General features: G+C 65.6%; 14 protein-coding genes. 4 read left to right on the forward strand and 10 right to left on the reverse strand.

Translation table 11 applies throughout. The features are described 5' to 3' along the window. Window positions 1–512 precede the first annotated feature (512 nt). Complete coding sequence (locus WDX12_RS08915) at window positions 513–875, reverse strand: septal ring lytic transglycosylase RlpA family protein (protein ID WP_320298241.1); 363 nt, start codon at window positions 873–875, stop codon at window positions 513–515. A gap of 310 nt (window positions 876–1185) precedes the next feature. Here WDX12_RS08915 and WDX12_RS08920 point away from each other — a divergent pair, with 310 nt between their 5' ends. Beyond that, window positions 1186–1371, forward strand: coding sequence for a hypothetical protein (locus tag WDX12_RS08920; RefSeq protein WP_320298242.1), 186 nt, complete (start codon window positions 1186–1188; stop codon window positions 1369–1371). Window positions 1372–1410: 39 nt separating this feature from the next. Here the strand turns inward: WDX12_RS08920 and WDX12_RS08925 are convergent, their stop codons facing one another. The 8 genes from WDX12_RS08925 to tauA all read right to left on the reverse strand — a co-directional run bounded on the left by WDX12_RS08925 (window position 1411) and on the right by tauA (window position 8769). Next, window positions 1411–2211, reverse strand: a complete 801-nt coding sequence (locus WDX12_RS08925; protein ID WP_434724617.1) for an ABC transporter ATP-binding protein — start codon at window positions 2209–2211, stop codon at window positions 1411–1413. Window positions 2212–2218: 7 nt separating this feature from the next. After that, the gene (locus tag WDX12_RS08930; protein ID WP_320298244.1) at window positions 2219–2998 is read right to left on the reverse strand and encodes an ABC transporter permease subunit; all 780 of its coding nucleotides are present in this window, start codon (window positions 2996–2998) and stop codon (window positions 2219–2221) included. Next, window positions 2995–4152 (reverse strand): FMNH2-dependent alkanesulfonate monooxygenase, encoded by a 1158-nt coding sequence (gene ssuD, locus WDX12_RS08935; protein ID WP_434724618.1) that lies wholly within the window; start codon window positions 4150–4152, stop codon window positions 2995–2997. The genes WDX12_RS08930 and ssuD overlap by 4 nt, the downstream gene beginning before the upstream one ends. 73 nt (window positions 4153–4225) lie before the next feature. Next, the gene (locus WDX12_RS08940) at window positions 4226–5191 is read right to left on the reverse strand and encodes a sulfonate ABC transporter substrate-binding protein (protein ID WP_320298246.1); all 966 of its coding nucleotides are present in this window, start codon (window positions 5189–5191) and stop codon (window positions 4226–4228) included. 504 nt (window positions 5192–5695) lie between these two features. After that, window positions 5696–5881 carry a hypothetical protein gene (locus tag WDX12_RS08945; RefSeq protein WP_434724619.1) on the reverse strand — a complete coding sequence of 62 codons (186 nt, stop codon included), beginning with the start codon at window positions 5879–5881 and terminating at the stop codon, window positions 5696–5698. A 22-nt stretch (window positions 5882–5903) separates the two neighbouring features. Beyond that, complete coding sequence (locus WDX12_RS08950) at window positions 5904–6767, reverse strand: ABC transporter permease subunit (RefSeq protein WP_434724620.1); 864 nt, start codon at window positions 6765–6767, stop codon at window positions 5904–5906. After that, the gene (locus WDX12_RS08955) at window positions 6764–7552 is read right to left on the reverse strand and encodes a taurine ABC transporter ATP-binding protein (protein ID WP_434724621.1); all 789 of its coding nucleotides are present in this window, start codon (window positions 7550–7552) and stop codon (window positions 6764–6766) included. The genes WDX12_RS08950 and WDX12_RS08955 overlap by 4 nt, the downstream gene beginning before the upstream one ends. 203 nt (window positions 7553–7755) lie before the next feature. Beyond that, the gene (gene tauA, locus WDX12_RS08960) at window positions 7756–8769 is read right to left on the reverse strand and encodes a taurine ABC transporter substrate-binding protein (protein WP_434724622.1); all 1014 of its coding nucleotides are present in this window, start codon (window positions 8767–8769) and stop codon (window positions 7756–7758) included. 888 nt (window positions 8770–9657) lie between these two features. Here tauA and WDX12_RS08965 point away from each other — a divergent pair. The 3 genes from WDX12_RS08965 to WDX12_RS08975 all read left to right on the forward strand — a co-directional run bounded on the left by WDX12_RS08965 (window position 9658) and on the right by WDX12_RS08975 (window position 14018). Beyond that, window positions 9658–10998: an FAD/NAD(P)-binding protein gene (locus WDX12_RS08965; RefSeq protein ID WP_434724623.1), complete on the forward strand. Its 1341-nt coding sequence runs from the start codon at window positions 9658–9660 to the stop codon at window positions 10996–10998. 417 nt (window positions 10999–11415) lie between these two features. Further along, complete coding sequence (locus WDX12_RS08970; RefSeq protein ID WP_434724624.1) at window positions 11416–12852, forward strand: pyridoxal-phosphate dependent enzyme; 1437 nt, start codon at window positions 11416–11418, stop codon at window positions 12850–12852. Then, the gene (locus WDX12_RS08975) at window positions 12849–14018 is read left to right on the forward strand and encodes a trans-sulfuration enzyme family protein (protein ID WP_434724625.1); all 1170 of its coding nucleotides are present in this window, start codon (window positions 12849–12851) and stop codon (window positions 14016–14018) included. Before WDX12_RS08970 ends, WDX12_RS08975 begins: the two co-directional genes overlap by 4 nt. A 265-nt stretch (window positions 14019–14283) precedes the next feature. Here WDX12_RS08975 and WDX12_RS08980 read toward each other — a convergent pair whose 3' ends face one another. Next, entirely contained in the window at window positions 14284–15306 is a 1023-nt protein-coding gene (locus WDX12_RS08980; protein WP_434724626.1) for an IS110 family transposase, read from the reverse strand. Window positions 15307–15664 lie beyond the last annotated feature (358 nt).

Here is a 15664-nt window from a genome sequence, read left to right on the forward strand (position 1 = left end):
GCGCCGAGCCTTGAATGTCTCCCGGCGAGGTTAACAAGATATTGTTGCGATGCAATACGTCATTTTGTCTGACGAATGCATCTTTCGTTCAACCTGTTGAAAATCAGCCTTGCGCGGACGAGCCGGCTCAATGTGCACTGCGGAAATGTGAAAGATATGTGTCCGGCCCCGTCATCCGGCCACGGACCACGATCCGGAACCCTTGAGGGCTCGCATTGGATCGTGGTGCGACGGCCGCCCAACCTCGTCATTCTATGGCGGAGCAAGGAGCGAAGCGACGCGGCGCAGACCATAGAATCCATGCGGTGACTTGGAAGCGCCGCCACGGTGCGGAATTTTGCTCCGTTGTACTCCTGGCGAAGGTAGCGGCATGGATTCTAGGGTCTTCGCGACGGAGCTTCGCTCCTGCTCCGCCCCAGAACGACGATCGCGATGGGCGTTTCGGCCAATCTCCAAGGCATGCCGCCTGCCAATGCAAACAGAGCCGACCGGTCAAATCCCTGTGCAGTGTATCAGACGCGCGCCATGCAGACGGCGGTATGGCCAGAACCGATGAAGCCGAGCTCGCCGGCTGCGCCGCGCGACAGATCTAGCATGCGTCCCTTCACGAACGGGCCGCGATCGTTGATGCGCACGACGACGCTGCGGCCGTTGTTCTTGTTGGTGACCCGGAGCTTGGTGCCGAAGGGCAAGGTGCGATGGGCGGCAGTCAGTGCCGAGGGGTTCATGCGTTCCCCTGAGGCGGTTCTGGAATGCAGCGCATACCAGGAAGCGCGGCCGCACTGAGCGGCGGCGGAGGAAGCGGACGAGGCGCCGGCCATTAGGCCAGCCGCGATCGTTGCCGCGACAAGCGCGGTCTGGTTGGATTTCTTCATGCTTTGGGGGTGGCTCCGTTAAAGGTAGGCCCCGCCGATATGTGCCGAATGAGGCACGAAATGCGGCATTGATCTGGCGGTTCCATGGCGACGGCACACGTTTGGAGTCGCCGCGAAACAGTTTGTCATGATATTTCCAGCACCAGGAAGGCGTATTCTCAATGAATATCGGGTCGGCTCCGGGGACATTCCGGGCAACATCGGCCCTCAAGATTTGAAGTACGGAGGAGCCGAACTGTTTCGATTCCTCCGCGTCTTTTGTTGCGTCCCCATTGCCGTTCAGGATCGACTTCCGGAGAGGGTCAAGCCGATGCGATTGATCAGGTTTGTGCTGGCGCTGATTGTGCTGGGGCTAGGTGCGTTGTGGTCGCTGCAAGGCCTCGGCTTCGTCAAGGGCAGCTTCATGACCGGCCAGACGCAATGGCTCTATATCGGGCTCGTCACCATGCTGGTCGGCGTGGTCGGGCTGCGCTGGGCAAGCCGCACCCGCGTCTGACCGGCATTGATGGCAAGCAGTGGCGTGCGTGCCGTACGATCAAGCCCGGCCGAACAGATGGTCCAGGATGGTCCCCTCGATATGGGCGAGCTCCGCCGAGCCGTGCCGGCGGGGCCGCGCCACGGGCACGTCGAGATCGAGGGCGATCCTGCCGGCGCCGATCACCACGACGCGGTCGGCGAGCGCCACGGCCTCGCCGACATCGTGCGTCACCAGCACGGCGGTGAACTTCTGGTCGAGCCATATCCGTTCCAGGAGCTGCTGCATCTCGATGCGGGTCAATGCGTCGAGCGCGCCAAGCGGCTCGTCGAGCGCCAGGATCTGCGGCTGGCCGACCAGGGCGCGGGCAAGCGCCACGCGCTGCTTCTGACCGCCCGACAGCACCGAAGGCCACTCGTCGGCGCGATCGGCCAGCCCGACCTCGTCAAGCATGGCAAGTGCCCGCTGCCTGGCCTCGATGCCGCCGGCAATGCCGGTGAGGCCGATCTCGACATTTTTCACCACGCTCATCCACGGCAGCAGGCGCGGTTCCTGGAACATGAAGCGCGTGCGGCTGTGGCCTTCCTCGCCTGAGAAGGTCAGCGAGCCGCTGCTCGGGCGGTCGAGCCCGGCCAGCAGCCGAAGCAACGTGCTCTTGCCGCAGCCGCTCTTGCCGATGATGGCCACGAATTGTCCGGCCCGCACGTCGAGGCTGATGCCGTCCAGCACGACCTTGTCGCCGAAGCGTTTTCCCACCTCCTTGAACGCGAAGGCCCGGCGGCCCTCGACCGAGCCGATCGTCCGGGCTTGCGCTGGCGTGGAGACGAGGGAACGTGCGGCGGTTAAGGTGGCGGCCGGCATCTTGTTCTCACCCTTTCTGGAAGGCGGGATGCCAGCCGAGCGACAGGCGCTCGAGCAGGCGGGCCAGGCTGTCGGCGAGCTTGCCGAGCAGCGCGTAGATCAGGATCGACAGCACCACGACGTCGATCAGCAGGAACTCGCGCGCCTGCATGGCCATGTAGCCGAGGCCGGAACTCGCCGAGATCGTCTCGGCGACGATCAGCGTCAGCCACATGATGCCCAGCGCGTAGCGCAGGCCGACGAAGATCGACGGCAGCGCGCCGGGCAGGATCACCCGGAAGAACAGCGCGCGCCGGTCGAGGCCGTAGACGCGGCCCATCTCGACCAGCTGCGGGTCGACGCTCTGGATGCCGAGCAGCGTGTTGACGTAGATCGGGAAGAAGACGCCGAGGGCCACCAGGAACAGCTTCGCCTCCTCGTCGATGCCGAACCACAATATGACCAGCGGGATCAGCGCCAGATGCGGGATGTTGCGGATCATCTGCAGCGTCGTGTCGGTCAGGCCCCGGCTCAGCGCCGACAATCCGTTGGCGAGGCCGAGCGCGAACCCGATCGCGCCGCCGATGGCGAAGCCGGACAGCGCGCGCAGGGTGGAGACGCCGATGTTGCGGATCAGCTCGCCCGACAATGTCAGCCGCCAGAAGGCCTCGGCCACCGCGCTCGGCGCCGGCAGCACATTGGCCGGGATCAAGCCCGCGCGCGAGGCGGCTTCCCAGCCGGCGATGATTGCCGCCGGCAGCAGCCAGCCGGCCGCGCCGTTGCGGGCGACGCGGGCGGCCAGGCTCATGACGCCGCCTGCAGGCGGCCGGCGCCGTGGAATCCGACGGAGAACTCGTTGGCGATATCCTTGTGCGCCCGCTGCCGCTGCGTGCCGAGGCCAAGACGCGGGAATAGCAATTCGGCCACGCGGTAGGCCTCCTCGAGATGCGGGTAGCCCGAGCCGATGATGGTGTCGATGCCGATTGCCTGGTATTCGCGGATGCGTTCGACGATCTGCTCGGGTGTGCCGACCAGCGCCGTGCCGGCGCCGCCGCGCACCAGCCCTACGCCGGCCCAAAGGTTTGGCGAGACGACGAGCCTGTCGCGCCGGCCGCCATGCAGTTCGGCCATGCGCCGCTGCCCGACCGAATCCATCTCCTTGAGGAAACGGGCCTGGGCATTTTCGATCTGCGCGTCGGTGACATGGCTGATCAGCCGCTCGGCGGCGCGCCAGGCCTCGTCCTCGGTTTCGCGCACGATGAAATGCAGCCTGATGCCGAAACGCAGCTTGCGGCCGCGCCGCGCCGCCTTCTCGCGCGCCGATGCGATCTTTGCGGCAACCTGCGCCGGCGGCTCGCCCCAGGTCAGGTACATGTCGACGAGGTCGGCCGCGAGCTCCTGGCCGGCATCGGAAGAGCCGCCGAAATAAAGCGGCGGCCGCTCCTGCAGCGGCAACAGGTCGAGGCGGCCGTTCTCGACGCGGTAATATTTGCCTTCGAAATTCACCCGCTCGCCAGAGACCAGCCCGCGCCAGATGCTGAGGAACTCCTGCGCCTGCGCATAGCGTTCGTCATGCGGCAGGAACACGCCGTCGCCGGCAAGCTCGGTCGGGTTGCCGCCGACCACGACATTGAGCAGCAGCCGGCCCTTGCTCAGCCGGTCGAGCGCCGCGGTCTGGCGCGCCGCGAAGGTCGGCAGCGTCACGCCGGGTCTCAGCGCGACCAGGAATTTCAGCCTTTCGGTCAGCGTCGCAAGGCCGGTGGCGGTGATCCAGGAATCCTCGCAGTTCTGTCCGGTGGGCAAGAGCACGCCGGGGAAACCAAGCCTGTCGACCGCCTGCGCGATCTCCTTGAAGTAGCCGAACTCGGGCGGACGCTGCTGCTTCTCGGTGCCGAGATAGGAGCCGTCGCCATGCGTCGGGATGAACCAGAAGAAATCGAGCGGGCTGGCTGATGCGGTCATGGCTGATACCCTGGAGAAGGCGGGAGAAAACGCGGCGGCGCCGGGCGTTCGCCGCCCGGCGCGTCAAGGAAAATCAGTTGCCCGGCGCGGTCCAGATGGCGTCGGAAATCCGGACCGCTTTCGGGATCAGGCCGAGCTTGAAGAAGCGATCGGCCGTCGCCTGCTGGCCGGCGACGATCTCGTCGGTGATCGGGAAGATACCGAACTTGGTCCGGTTGGCGGCGATCGTCTGCGCATCGAGCGGCACGCCGGTCACCTCATGCAGCGCCTCGGCCACCTTGTCGCGGTTCTGGTCGGCCCATTTCGCCGCGTCGCCGAGCGCGGCGATCGTCGTCGAGACGACATCCGGATGCGCCTTGGCGAAATCCTTGTTGGCGAGGAAATAGGTGTTGACCTTCAGCACGTCGCTGGAACGGACGAGCACGCGCGGCTGGTAACGGGTCTCGGCGATGGCGAAGAACGGATCCCACACCGCCCAGGCGTCGATCTGGTCGCTGGCGAAGGCGGCGGCCGCGTCGGCCGGACTGAGATAGACCGGCGTGACCTGATCGAAGGCGATGCCGGCTTTCTCCAGCGCCGCGACCAGGAGATTATGCGCGCTGGTGCCCTTGCCGACGCCGATGCGCTTGCCTTTGAGATCGGCCAGCGACTGGATCGGCGAGGCCGGCTTGACGAAGATCGCCTCGCCGTCGCCATTCGACGGCAGCGCCGCCGCATAGACGATGTTGGCCCCGGCCGACTGGCCGAAGATCGGCGGCGCGTCGCCCGTCCAGCCGACGTCGATGGCGCCGACATTCAAGGCTTCCACCAGCGGCGGGCCGGCGGTGAACTCGACCCATTTCACCGTGACGCCCTTGCCGGCCAGCGCCTTTTCGATGATCTGCCGCTGCCTGGCGATCACCGGCAGGCCGGTCTTCTGGTAGCCGATGTTGAACGCCTTGAGCTCTTGCGCCGCGGCGCCGAAGGATGTCGTCGCAATGGCAAAGGCCGCCGCTGCGAGCAGGCCGGTACCGAAAACGCGTCTCGTCAGATTGAACATGACCCTCTCCTTCGATGGCCCGGGGCTGCCGGGGGTTTGGAATGGGGTCAGGCTAGGTAAATCTATAAAATTAGTAGAGGAACGATCTTGCGAGTTCGACGGAATGGATGGAATTATTTTCTGCGTGTAACCCGGTGTCGTCATCCTAGTTGACGCCGCACAGGGATTTTGGCCGGTCGGCTCTGTTTGCATTGGCAGGTGGCATGCCTTGGAGATTGGCCGAAACGCCCATCGCGATCGTCATTCTAGGGCGGAGCAGCCGCGAAGCGGCGTCGCGTAGACCCTAGAATCCATGCCGTTACCTTCGCCAAGAAGTGCAACGGAGCAAAAATTCAGCACCGTGGCGGTGCTTCCAAGTCATGGCATGGATTCTATGGTCTGCGCGCGTCGCTTCGCTCCTTGCTCCGCCATAGAATGACGAGGTTCGGGCGGCTGCAACCAATCGACGCGGCCCAGACCCCAGGGTGACGAAGACGCGAGGGCTGGCGCAAAATTGCGACCCGATCATTGCGACCAGTACTGCCAGGCCCAGTAGAAGCTCTCGTCGCGCGGCGGCAGGCGGTCGCGTTCGCCGGCAAGCAGCACCGGCGTCGGCGATTTCGGCTCCTCCTCGGGCCGCTTGTCGCCCGGCGGCAAACGCAACAGCCATGTCCCGACATGGGCGAACAGCACCGCGGTGGAATGGGTCATCGTCCTTCTCCTTCGCTTCCTTTCATTCCCGACTCGCCCATGGCACCAGCACCCGCTCGATCCGGCGGATGATGAACTCCAGGGCAAAGGCGATGATCGCGATCACCAGGATGCCCATCACCACCACGTCGGTGACCAGGAACTGCGCCGCCGACTGGATCATGAAGCCGAGCCCGCGCGTCGCCGCCACCAGCTCGGCCGCCACCAGCGTCGACCAGCCGGCGCCGAGCGCGATGCGCAGGCCGGTGAGGATCGAGGGCAGGGCGCTCGGCAGGATCACGTGGCGGATGAGCTGGGCGCGGGTGGCGCCGAGCGATCGCGCCGCGTCGACGCGCTCGCGCGAGACGCCGCGCACGCCGGCGGCGGTCGACAGCGCCACCGGCGCCAGCATGGCGATGGCGATCACCAGGATCTTCGACGGCTCGCCGATGCCGAACCAGATGATGATCAGCGGCAGATAGGCGAGCGGCGGGATCGGCCGCAGGAACTCGAGCAGCGGATCGAACACGCCGCGCCCGATCCGGCTGATGCCGATGGCGAGGCCGACCGGGACGCCGACGACGATCGCGGCGATCAGCGCCGCGAAGACGCGCCAAAGCGACGCCAAGATATGCTGGAGCAGCGTCGCATCGACGAACCCGTCGCGGGCGGCGACGACGAACTTGGCCCAGACCGCGGCCGGCGAGGGCAGGAAGACTGGCGATACCAGCTGCAGCGAGGCTGCCGCCGTCCAGGCGGCCAGCAGCGCGAGGATGGTGACCGCGCTGACCAGCCGGGCCGAAATCGCCCGTCGTGGCTTTGGCCGCGGCCGCGACCACGGCACGGAAAACCCGTCATTCTCGCCGGCCTTCGCTCTCGCGCGTTCGCTATAGGCGCCGACGCTCATGCCGCCTCTCCTTCGAAGATCGCATCGGTCAGCTCCGCGCGGGAAGCGGCGAAGGCGGGATCCGCCTTGATTGCGCGGATAGGCTCGCCGGCCGCGTAGCGGCGGCCGAAATCAGTCTCGAAGGTCCGCACCACATGGCCCGGCCCCGGCGCCAGCACGACGATGCGGGTCGCCAGCACCAGCGCCTCCTCGATGCCATGCGTCACCATCAGCACGCCGACCTGGGCGGCGGCCCACAGATCGAGCAGCGTCGTCTGCATGCGCTCGCGCGTCAGCGCGTCGAGCGCGCCGAGCGGCTCGTCCAGCAGAAGGAATTCGGGTTCGGCGGCGAGCGCCCGGGCAAGGCCGACGCGCTGGCGCATGCCGCCGGAAAGCTCCCAGATGCGCTTGTCGCCGGCGCCGCCGAGCTTGACCAGCGCCAGCAATTCGTCGGCGCGCCGCGCTCTGCTGCCGGCCGGCACGCCGCGCAGCCTGAGCGCGAAGGCGACATTTTCCCGCGCCGTCAGCCAGGGAAACAATGCATCGTTCTGGAAGACCACGGCGCGGTTCGGCCCGGGCCCTGTGATCGGCCGGCCGCCGACCGTGGCCAGGCCGCCCGCGGGCTCGACCAGGCCGGCGGCGACGTTGAGCAGCGAGGTCTTGCCGCAGCCGGAACGGCCGACCAGCACGACGAAATCGCCCCTGCCGGAATCACCTTTGCCGACGTCGATCGAAACGCGCTCGACCGCCGGCGCCGGCTGGCCGTCATAATGAACGCTGACCTTGTCGAGGATGAGATGCGTCATCGGGATCTGGCCTCACTGCCAAGCAATTCCAGGAAAGCGGCTTTCCGTCCGGAATTGCGTCAAAAGAGAAAGGGAGCCTGCCCCGAAGTCGCGCCTCGTAAGCGGCTTCGGGACAGGCAAGCGCAAAGCCAGGGAAGAAGGCGCCGCGCTTCCGAGCAACCCCGGAAAGGCGGTCATCCTTCCGGGTATTGCATGGAGAAAGCTCAGTTCGAGGCGAGCGCCTCGCTGGCGTATTTCGCCGTCACATATTTCGAATAGTCGGGCAGCACCGCGTCGACCTTGCCCTGCTCCTTGAGGAAGGCGGACGTCGCCGCGACGGCCTGCACCGTCGCGCCGCCGAGGAACTTGTCCGAGGCCTGCTCCTCGAGCGAGGGGAAGACGTAGCCCTTGAGCAGCTCCGGCACCTCTTCCAGCTTGGCGCCGGTGAGCTTGGCGATCTTGCCGGCCTCCGGTGAGGACACCGACCAGGCCTCGGGCTTGGCGAGGAACTGCGCATAGGCCTCGCCGGTCACCTTGACGAAGTCGCGCACGGCCTCGGGGTGCTTGTCGGCAAAATCGGTGCGCACGATCCAGGCGTCGAAGGTCGGCGCGCCCCAGGCGGCCACCTGCGAGGAGTCCAGCACCACCTTGCCGGTGGTCTTGACCTGGCCGAGCGCCGGATCCCAGACATAGGCTGCGTCGATGTCGCCGCGCGCGAAGGCGGCGGCGATTTCCGGCGGCCTGAGATTGAGGATCTGGACCGACTTCGGGTCGACGCCTTCATGCTTCAGCGCCGCAAGCAGGCTGTAATGCGTGGTCGAGACGAACGGCACGGCGACCTTCTTGCCGGCGAGGTCGGCGACCTTCTCGATGCCGGCGCCGTTGCGGGCGACCAGCGCTTCCGACGGACCGATCAGGCCGACGACGAAGATGGTCTCAATCGGCAATTCGCGGCTGGCGGCCGCGGCCAGCGGGCTCGAGCCGACATAGCCGATATCGACCGAGCCGGAGGCGATCGCGGCGATGACGTCGGCACCGGAATCGAACTTGCGCCAGTCGATCGTTGCCTTGGTTGCCTTTTCATAGGCGCCGTCGGCCTGCGGCACCTTCGAGGGCTCGACCACCGTCTGGTAGCCGATGGTGATCTTGAGGCCCTCGGCGCTGGCCGGGCCGAGCAAGGCGGCGGCCGTAAGCGCCGCCGATGAGAAAAGCAGGATGCGTCGTGAAAGGATTGACATTGAAAGGCTCCATAAACCCCAACAAACTGGATTGCCTTTCTATCGTCCGTTAATTCTATCGGGTTTGTAGAGTTAAATCCTTCCAACGAAGGCCGCTTTGTTGGAAAAGTGTCGCCGGGTACCGGCGGCGGAAGCGCAAAAGGACAGTCGCGTTGGGGTTGGTGGGTGAGCCTTCGGGTTGCCCTCGGCCACTAGCGGAGCCGTCCGTCCGTTCGTCATTCCAGGGCGGAGCAAGGAGCGAAGCGACGCGCGCAGACCCTGGAATCCATGCCGTGACATAGAAGCGATGCTGCGGTGCAGACCTATCTTTCAGTGGAGTTGGACAAGGTTCCATTCTTTACCGCTGCATCTCTCGCGAAGGTCACGGCATGGATTCCAGGGTCTATGCGCCGCTTCGCGTCGCTCCGCCCTGGAATGACGAAGGTAGGTAGGCAGCCGCTCTCAGCTGAAGGAGTTTCCATGCTGTGACATAGAAGCGATGCTGCGGTGCAGACCTATCTTTCAGTGGGGTTGGACAAGGTTCCATTCTTTACCGCTGCATCTCTCGCGAAGGTCACGGCATGGATTCCAGGGTCTACGCGCCGCTTCGCGTCGCTCCGCCCTGGAATGACGACCGCGCGGGTGCGGCCCTCTCTCCAGCACCTCCGGCCGAACAAAAATTCTCCTGTCATCCGATCTCGGCAAATCCATGCTTCAAAAGGCAGTCGAATTGGAACCCGGGTTTCGTGCCCGGCGTGGTTAGTATAGTAATCTTATCAACATTGGGAGTGAGAGAACGATGCGCGACCTTCTGAAAACCGTTCCGGCGATCGTTCGTGGCTTGCGGCCGAAGCCGTCCGCGGCGGCGGCCGCGCGCTGATCGCCGCGTCAAGTTCCCGGCTCGCAACCATGGTTGGACGCGGCAACTCCATCATCATTGTCGGCGGCGGCGCCAGCGGCGTCGTGCTCGCCGCGCATCTGCTCAAATCGCCCAATCCGGACCTGCGCGTCACGCTGATCGAGAAGCGGCCGCATTTCGGCCAGGGCATGGCCTATTCGACGCTGCTTTCGGCGCATGTGCTCAACGTCAACGCCTCCGGCATGAGCGCCTATGCCGACGACCCGACGCATTTCGCGCGCTGGGTGCTGGAGCGCGGCCTGGCCAAGCCGGACCAGGGACCGTTCTATGCGCCGCGCAGCCTCTATGCCCGCTACCTGCAGGAACTGCTCGACGGCCTGATGGAGCGCGAGCGCGAGACCGGTCGTCTGCGGCTGATCCGCGAGGAGAGCCTGTCGATCGCGCCGACGCCGGCGGGCGTCGAGGTGGTACTCGCCAACGGCACCAGCGTCGTCGCGCATCTTGCCGTCCTGGCCACCGGTCACGACGAGCAACCCGGCGCCTTCCAGGGCCACGCCGTCCGCATGGGAGCGGAGGCCGACACCACGCTCGATCCGCAGGCCCAAGTGCTGCTGCTCGGCACGGGGCTGAGCATGGTCGACGCGTTTCTCTCGCTGGAACAGCGCGGCCATCGCGGCGCCATCGTCGCGGTGTCGCGGCGCGGGCTGCTGCCGTCGCCGCACCGCAAGGGCAACCCGATCAAGCTCGATATCGCCGACATTCCGCTCGGCACCCAGCTTTCCTATTTCGTCGGCTGGTTCCGCAACCTGATCCGCGAGACCCAGAAGGCCGGCGGCGACTGGCGCGACGTGGTTGATGGGCTCAGGCCCTTCAACCAGACGATCTGGCAGAACTGGCCGTCCTCGGCCAAGCGCCGCTTCGTCGAGCACACCAAGGCCTGGTGGGACATCCACCGCCACCGCATGGCGCCGGAAGTCTACGCGCGTGTCACCGAGGCGGTCAGGTCTGGCCGCATCCGCCTCGTCGCAGGTAGGGTCGTGAACGTCGAGGCGAACGGCGGCTTCGTCGTGAAAATCCAGCCGCGCGGCACGCAGGCTGTCGAGACCCTGCACGTCGCCCGCCTCTATGACTGCATGGGCATCGCCCGCGACATTTCGAGGACGTCGAACGGCGTCGTGCGCTCGCTGCTCGAACGCGGCGTGGCGCGTCCCGATCCGCTGCGCCTCGGCCTCGACGTCACCGGCAAATGCGAGCTGATCGCGGCCGACGGCACGGTGTCGTCGAAGCTGCTCGCCGTCGGCCCGCTGACGCGCGGCACCTTCTTCGAGATCGACGCTATTCCGGATATCCGCGTGCAATGCGCCAAGCTCGGCAAGCTGCTGCTGGGGTGAGCGCAGCTTTCTCGCTGCGACAAGAAATTTCTGAAACGCCGGCGGGACAGCACCCCCCTCTGCCCTGCCGGGCATCTCCCCCGCAAGGGGGGAGATTGGCAGCTCCGCCGGCGGCTCCTTTCCTGCAACGTCGATGATTGGCGAAAGCGGCCGCGACACCCGATCTCCCCCCTTGCGGGGGAGATGGCCGGCAGGCCAGAGGGGGGTGTGCAGGAACTCGACATCCAAGGTTTACGGCAACCCGCCTAGAATTCCATTCCCCCTCTCCCCGCCGGATTGGCACGATCTATCTTCTTTCCAGATGAAAAGGGCTGGAAAAGACACCTCGCGCCATCCGCGAAACCGGAATGGATTCCGGCGGTTCGGTGCGCGAGATTGCGGCTACCCGCATCGAACTGCTTCCACGGAGCATTTGAGATGAGCGAGCAGAAGAAAGCAGCGCCCGACAGCGCGGAAGGCGCCCTCTCCCGGCTGCGTCCGCCTTACGCCTCGGTGCTCGACCTGATCGGCCAGACGCCGGTCGTCGAGCTGACCAAGTTCGACACCGGCAAGTGCCGGCTGTTCATCAAGCTCGAAAGCCAGAATCCCGGCGGCTCGATCAAGGACCGCATCGCGCTGTCGATGATCGCGGCGGCGGAGAAATCCGGCGCGCTGAAGCGCGGCGGCACGATCGTCGAGGCCACCGCCGGCAACACCGGCCTCGGCCTTGCTCAGGTCGGCATCCCGAAAGGCTACCGCATCATCCTCGTCGTGCCCGACAAGATGTCGCGCGAAAAGATCCAGCACCTGCGCGCTTTGGGCGCCGAGGTGCGCATGACCCGCTCCGATGTCGGCAAGGGCCATCCCGAATATTACCAGGACATGGCCGAGAAGATCGCCGCCGAGCTGCCCGGCGCCTTCTATGCCAACCAGTTTGCCAACCCGGCCAACCCGCTGGCGCATGAGACCACCACCGGCCCGGAAATCTTTTCGCAGCTCGAGGGCGATGTCGACGCGGTGGTGGTCGGCGTCGGCTCCGGCGGCACGCTCACCGGCCTCGGCCGCTACTTCGCGAAGCACTCGCCCAAGACCGAGATGGTGCTGGCCGATCCTGTCGGCTCGGTGCTGGCGCCGCTGATCAAGACCGGCAAGATGGAAGAGGCCGGCTCATGGACCGTCGAAGGCATCGGCGAGGATTTCGTGCCGACCAACGCCGATCTCTCGCTGGTGAAAAAGGCCTATTCCATTACCGACAAGCAGAGCATGCTGGCGGTGCGCGATCTCTTGTCGCGCGAAGGCATCCTCGCCGGCTCGTCCTCGGGCACGCTGTTGTCGGCGGCCCTTCGCTACTGCCGCGAGCAGACGGTCCCGAAGCGCGTCGTCACCTTCGTCTGCGACAGCGGCAACAAATACCTGTCGAAGGTCTTTGACGATATCTGGCTGGCCGAGCAGGGCCTTGCCGACCAGGAACAGCATGGCGACCTGCGCGACCTTGTCATGCGCTCGCCGCGTACCGGCGACATCGTCACCGTCGGCCCGGACGAAAGCCTGCTCAACGCCTATGGCCGCATGCGCCGCTCCGACGTCTCGCAGCTGCCGGTGCTGGACGATGGCAAGCTGATCGGCATCGTCGACGAGAGCGATATACTGGCCAAGGTCGACGGCCCCTATGACGGCCGCTGGGACCGCTTCAACGGCCCGGTGCGCTCGGCCATGACCTCGAACCTGCATACGCTGCAGGCCAGCCAGACGCTCGACGCGCTTTTGCCTGTCTTCGACCGCAACGAGGTCGCCATCGTCTTCGATGGCGACGAGTTTGTCGGCCTGATAACCCGTATCGACCTGATCAACCATCTGAGGCGCCGCGCAAAATGACTTCGAACGGCAAGAACCGCCTGGCCTTTTCCACCCGCGCCATCCATGGCGGCCAGAGCCACGACCCGCTGACCGGCGCGGTGATGGTGCCGATCTACGCCACCTCCACCTACGGCCAGCAGTCGCCCGGCGTGCACAAGGGCTTTGAATATGCCCGCAGCCAGAACCCGACGCGCTTCGCCTTCGAGCGTGCCGTGGCCGATCTCGAAAGCGGCTCGGCCGCCTTCGCCTTCGCCTCCGGCCTGGCGGCGATCGGCACGGTGCTGGAGCTGCTCGACGCCGGCGCCCACATCGTCGCCACCGACGACATCTATGGCGGTTCGTTCCGGCTGATGGAACGGGTGCGCAAGCGCTCCGCCGGCCTGCAGGTCAGCTTTGCCGATTTCACCGACCTTGCCGCGGTCGAGGCGGCGATCCGTCCCGAAACAAAGCTGCTCTGGGTCGAGACGCCGACCAACCCGCTGCTGCGCATCGTCGATCTCGAAGGCCTTGCCGCGCTGGCGAAGCGCAAGGGCCTGCTCACCGTCGCCGACAACACCTTTGCCAGCCCTTACATCCAGCGGCCGCTGGAGCTCGGCATCGACATCGTCGTTCATTCGACGACGAAATATTTGAACGGCCATTCCGACATGGTCGGCGGCGTGGCGGTCGTCGGCGACAACAAGGACCTCGTCGCGCAACTGAAATTCCTGCAGAACGCCATCGGCGGCATCTCCGGCCCGTTCGACAGCTTTCTCGCGCTGCGCGGCATCAAGACCCTGGCGCTCAGGATGGAGCGCCACTCGGCCAACGGGCTGAAAATCGCGCAATGGCTGGAAACGCGAAAAGATGTCCGCCGGGTCATCTATCCCGGCCTCGCCAGCCACCCGCAGCACGCTATCGCCGTCCAGCAGATGCACGCCTTCGGCGGCATGATTTCCGTCGACCTCGACCGCGACCTGGCGGGAACGAAACGCTTCCTCGAACGCACGCAGCTCTTCACGCTGGCCGAAAGCCTCGGCGGCGTCGAAAGCCTGATCGAGCACCCGGCGCTGATGACGCACGGCTCGATCCCGGCGGAAAAGCGCGGGGCGATCGGCATTACGGATTCGCTGGTGCGGCTGTCCTGCGGGATCGAGGACGGCGACGATCTGATCGCGGATCTGGAGCAGGCGCTGGGCGGGTGAATGGGCTTCGTCATGTATGGACGGCCCCTCTTGGGCAAGAGGCAAAATAGCGGCGACGGCTTAAGTCTGGAGCGGTCATGTATTCGGCCTTTGATGCGGTCGATTTGATGACCGCTGGCCCTCAGGGGTTACGCGGATCGAGTTCCAATCATTCTAGCGCGCTTTTTAATCGCGATGACGAAGGCGGAGTGTCTCGACCCAGGTCCTGACCATTTTGCCGTGCTGCTATTTGCTCCTTACGCTGTTAAGGGCCTCGCTTTGCGGGTTATGCCGCAGCCGGCGCCCTGTATTGTTGTCCCGAGCTCAGCATTGCCCAGATGATGCGCGCGGTCTTGGCTGCCTGCGCCACGACCGCGACCTTGACCGGGCGCCTGGCCAGCAGGCCGCGTATCCAGGGCGAGCCTCTGTCGGGCTTGGCCCTGACCTGGCGCAGCCAGGAACTGGCGCCGAGAATGAGCAGCCTTCGCAGGTCTCTGTCGCCGGCGCGACTGATATGGCCCGTCAGCTTGTGCTTGCCGCCGGTGTCATGACTCTTGCGGGTCAGGCCGAGCCACGCCGCGAAGTCCCTGCCCGAGGCGAACTGGCGGCCGTCGCCAATGGCCGCGATGGTTGCATGTGCGATGATCGGGCCGACGCTCGGGATCGTCGTCAGCCGCAAGGCCGCTTGCTGCTGCCTGACCTGAGCCAGGATCTGCTTGTCCAGCTTGCCGATCTCGCCATCCAGCGCCCGCCATTGTCCGGCCAGCGGCGCCAGGCAGATCAGCAGCGCCGCGGGGATGGCCTCATCCGAGGTCTCGATGCGCTGCAGCAGCGCTTCCAGGCCCGCAGCCCCCTGGGCGCTTGTCTGGCCCATCTCATAGAGCAGGCCACGCATGGCGTTGGCCAACTGCGTGCGCTGGCGCACCAGAAGGTCACGCGTGCGGTGCAGGCCCCTGGCCCATTGCTGTTCGACCGTCTTGATCGGCACGAAGCGCATGTCGGGCCGGCTTACCGCCTCGCAACAGCCGTGCGCGTCGCGCACATCGTTCTTGTTGCGCGGAACATAGGGCTTCACATAGGCCGGCGGCATCAGCTTGACCTCATGGCCAAGCGCGCTGAGCGTGCGGGCCCAATGATGAGCCGAGCCGCAGGCCTCCATGCCGATCAGCGCCGGCGGCTGCGCGGCGAAGAACTTCTCCACCTGCGCGCGGCGCAGCTGGCGCTGCACCACCACGCGCCCGGCAGCATCCACGCCGTGCACCTGAAACACATTCTTGGCCAAATCGATACCAAATCTGATAGCTTGCATGACGGACGGTCTCCTTCCGCTGGAGTTAATCACAGCCCAGTTTGGCACATTCGATGCCGCAAGGGGCCGTCCACCCATCATTCTAGGGCGGAGCAAGGAGCGAAGCGACGCGCGCAGACCCTAGAATCCATTCCGTGACGCTAAGGCGTTGCTGCGGTTGCAGAATTCTGCACCGTTGCACCCTACGGCAGAGGTCATGGCATGGATACTCGGGTCAAGCCCGAGTATGACGACGTCATGGAGGGCTCGGGCTAATCTCCAACGTCGTCGCCAGAAGCGCTCACTACCCCACCGGCGCCTTCAACCAGAGCGCCTTTTTCGCCCAGCGTCGAGACGTCAGGGATTAGCGACGACATTC

This window comes from Mesorhizobium sp. RIZ17, from assembly GCF_051127865.1.
Taxonomy (GTDB): domain Bacteria; phylum Pseudomonadota; class Alphaproteobacteria; order Rhizobiales; family Rhizobiaceae; genus Mesorhizobium; species Mesorhizobium humile.

Bases quoted from the DNA above. Each gene is read 5' to 3' on its own strand.
- WDX12_RS08915 (WP_320298241.1), bottom strand. From the start codon at position 875: ATGAAGAAATCCAACCAGACCGCGCTTGTCGCGGCAACGATCGCGGCT.
- WDX12_RS08920 (WP_320298242.1), top strand. From the start codon at position 1,186: ATGCGATTGATCAGGTTTGTGCTGGCGCTGATTGTGCTGGGGCTAGGT.
- WDX12_RS08925 (WP_434724617.1), bottom strand. From the start codon at position 2,211: ATGCCGGCCGCCACCTTAACCGCCGCACGTTCCCTCGTCTCCACGCCA.
- WDX12_RS08930 (WP_320298244.1), bottom strand. From the start codon at position 2,998: ATGAGCCTGGCCGCCCGCGTCGCCCGCAACGGCGCGGCCGGCTGGCTG.
- ssuD (WP_434724618.1), bottom strand. From the start codon at position 4,152: ATGACCGCATCAGCCAGCCCGCTCGATTTCTTCTGGTTCATCCCGACG.
- WDX12_RS08940 (WP_320298246.1), bottom strand. From the start codon at position 5,191: ATGTTCAATCTGACGAGACGCGTTTTCGGTACCGGCCTGCTCGCAGCG.
- WDX12_RS08945 (WP_434724619.1), bottom strand. From the start codon at position 5,881: ATGACCCATTCCACCGCGGTGCTGTTCGCCCATGTCGGGACATGGCTG.
- WDX12_RS08950 (WP_434724620.1), bottom strand. From the start codon at position 6,767: ATGAGCGTCGGCGCCTATAGCGAACGCGCGAGAGCGAAGGCCGGCGAG.
- WDX12_RS08955 (WP_434724621.1), bottom strand. From the start codon at position 7,552: ATGACGCATCTCATCCTCGACAAGGTCAGCGTTCATTATGACGGCCAG.
- tauA (WP_434724622.1), bottom strand. From the start codon at position 8,769: ATGTCAATCCTTTCACGACGCATCCTGCTTTTCTCATCGGCGGCGCTT.
- WDX12_RS08965 (WP_434724623.1), top strand. From the start codon at position 9,658: ATGGTTGGACGCGGCAACTCCATCATCATTGTCGGCGGCGGCGCCAGC.
- WDX12_RS08970 (WP_434724624.1), top strand. From the start codon at position 11,416: ATGAGCGAGCAGAAGAAAGCAGCGCCCGACAGCGCGGAAGGCGCCCTC.
- WDX12_RS08975 (WP_434724625.1), top strand. From the start codon at position 12,849: ATGACTTCGAACGGCAAGAACCGCCTGGCCTTTTCCACCCGCGCCATC.
- WDX12_RS08980 (WP_434724626.1), bottom strand. From the start codon at position 15,306: ATGCAAGCTATCAGATTTGGTATCGATTTGGCCAAGAATGTGTTTCAG.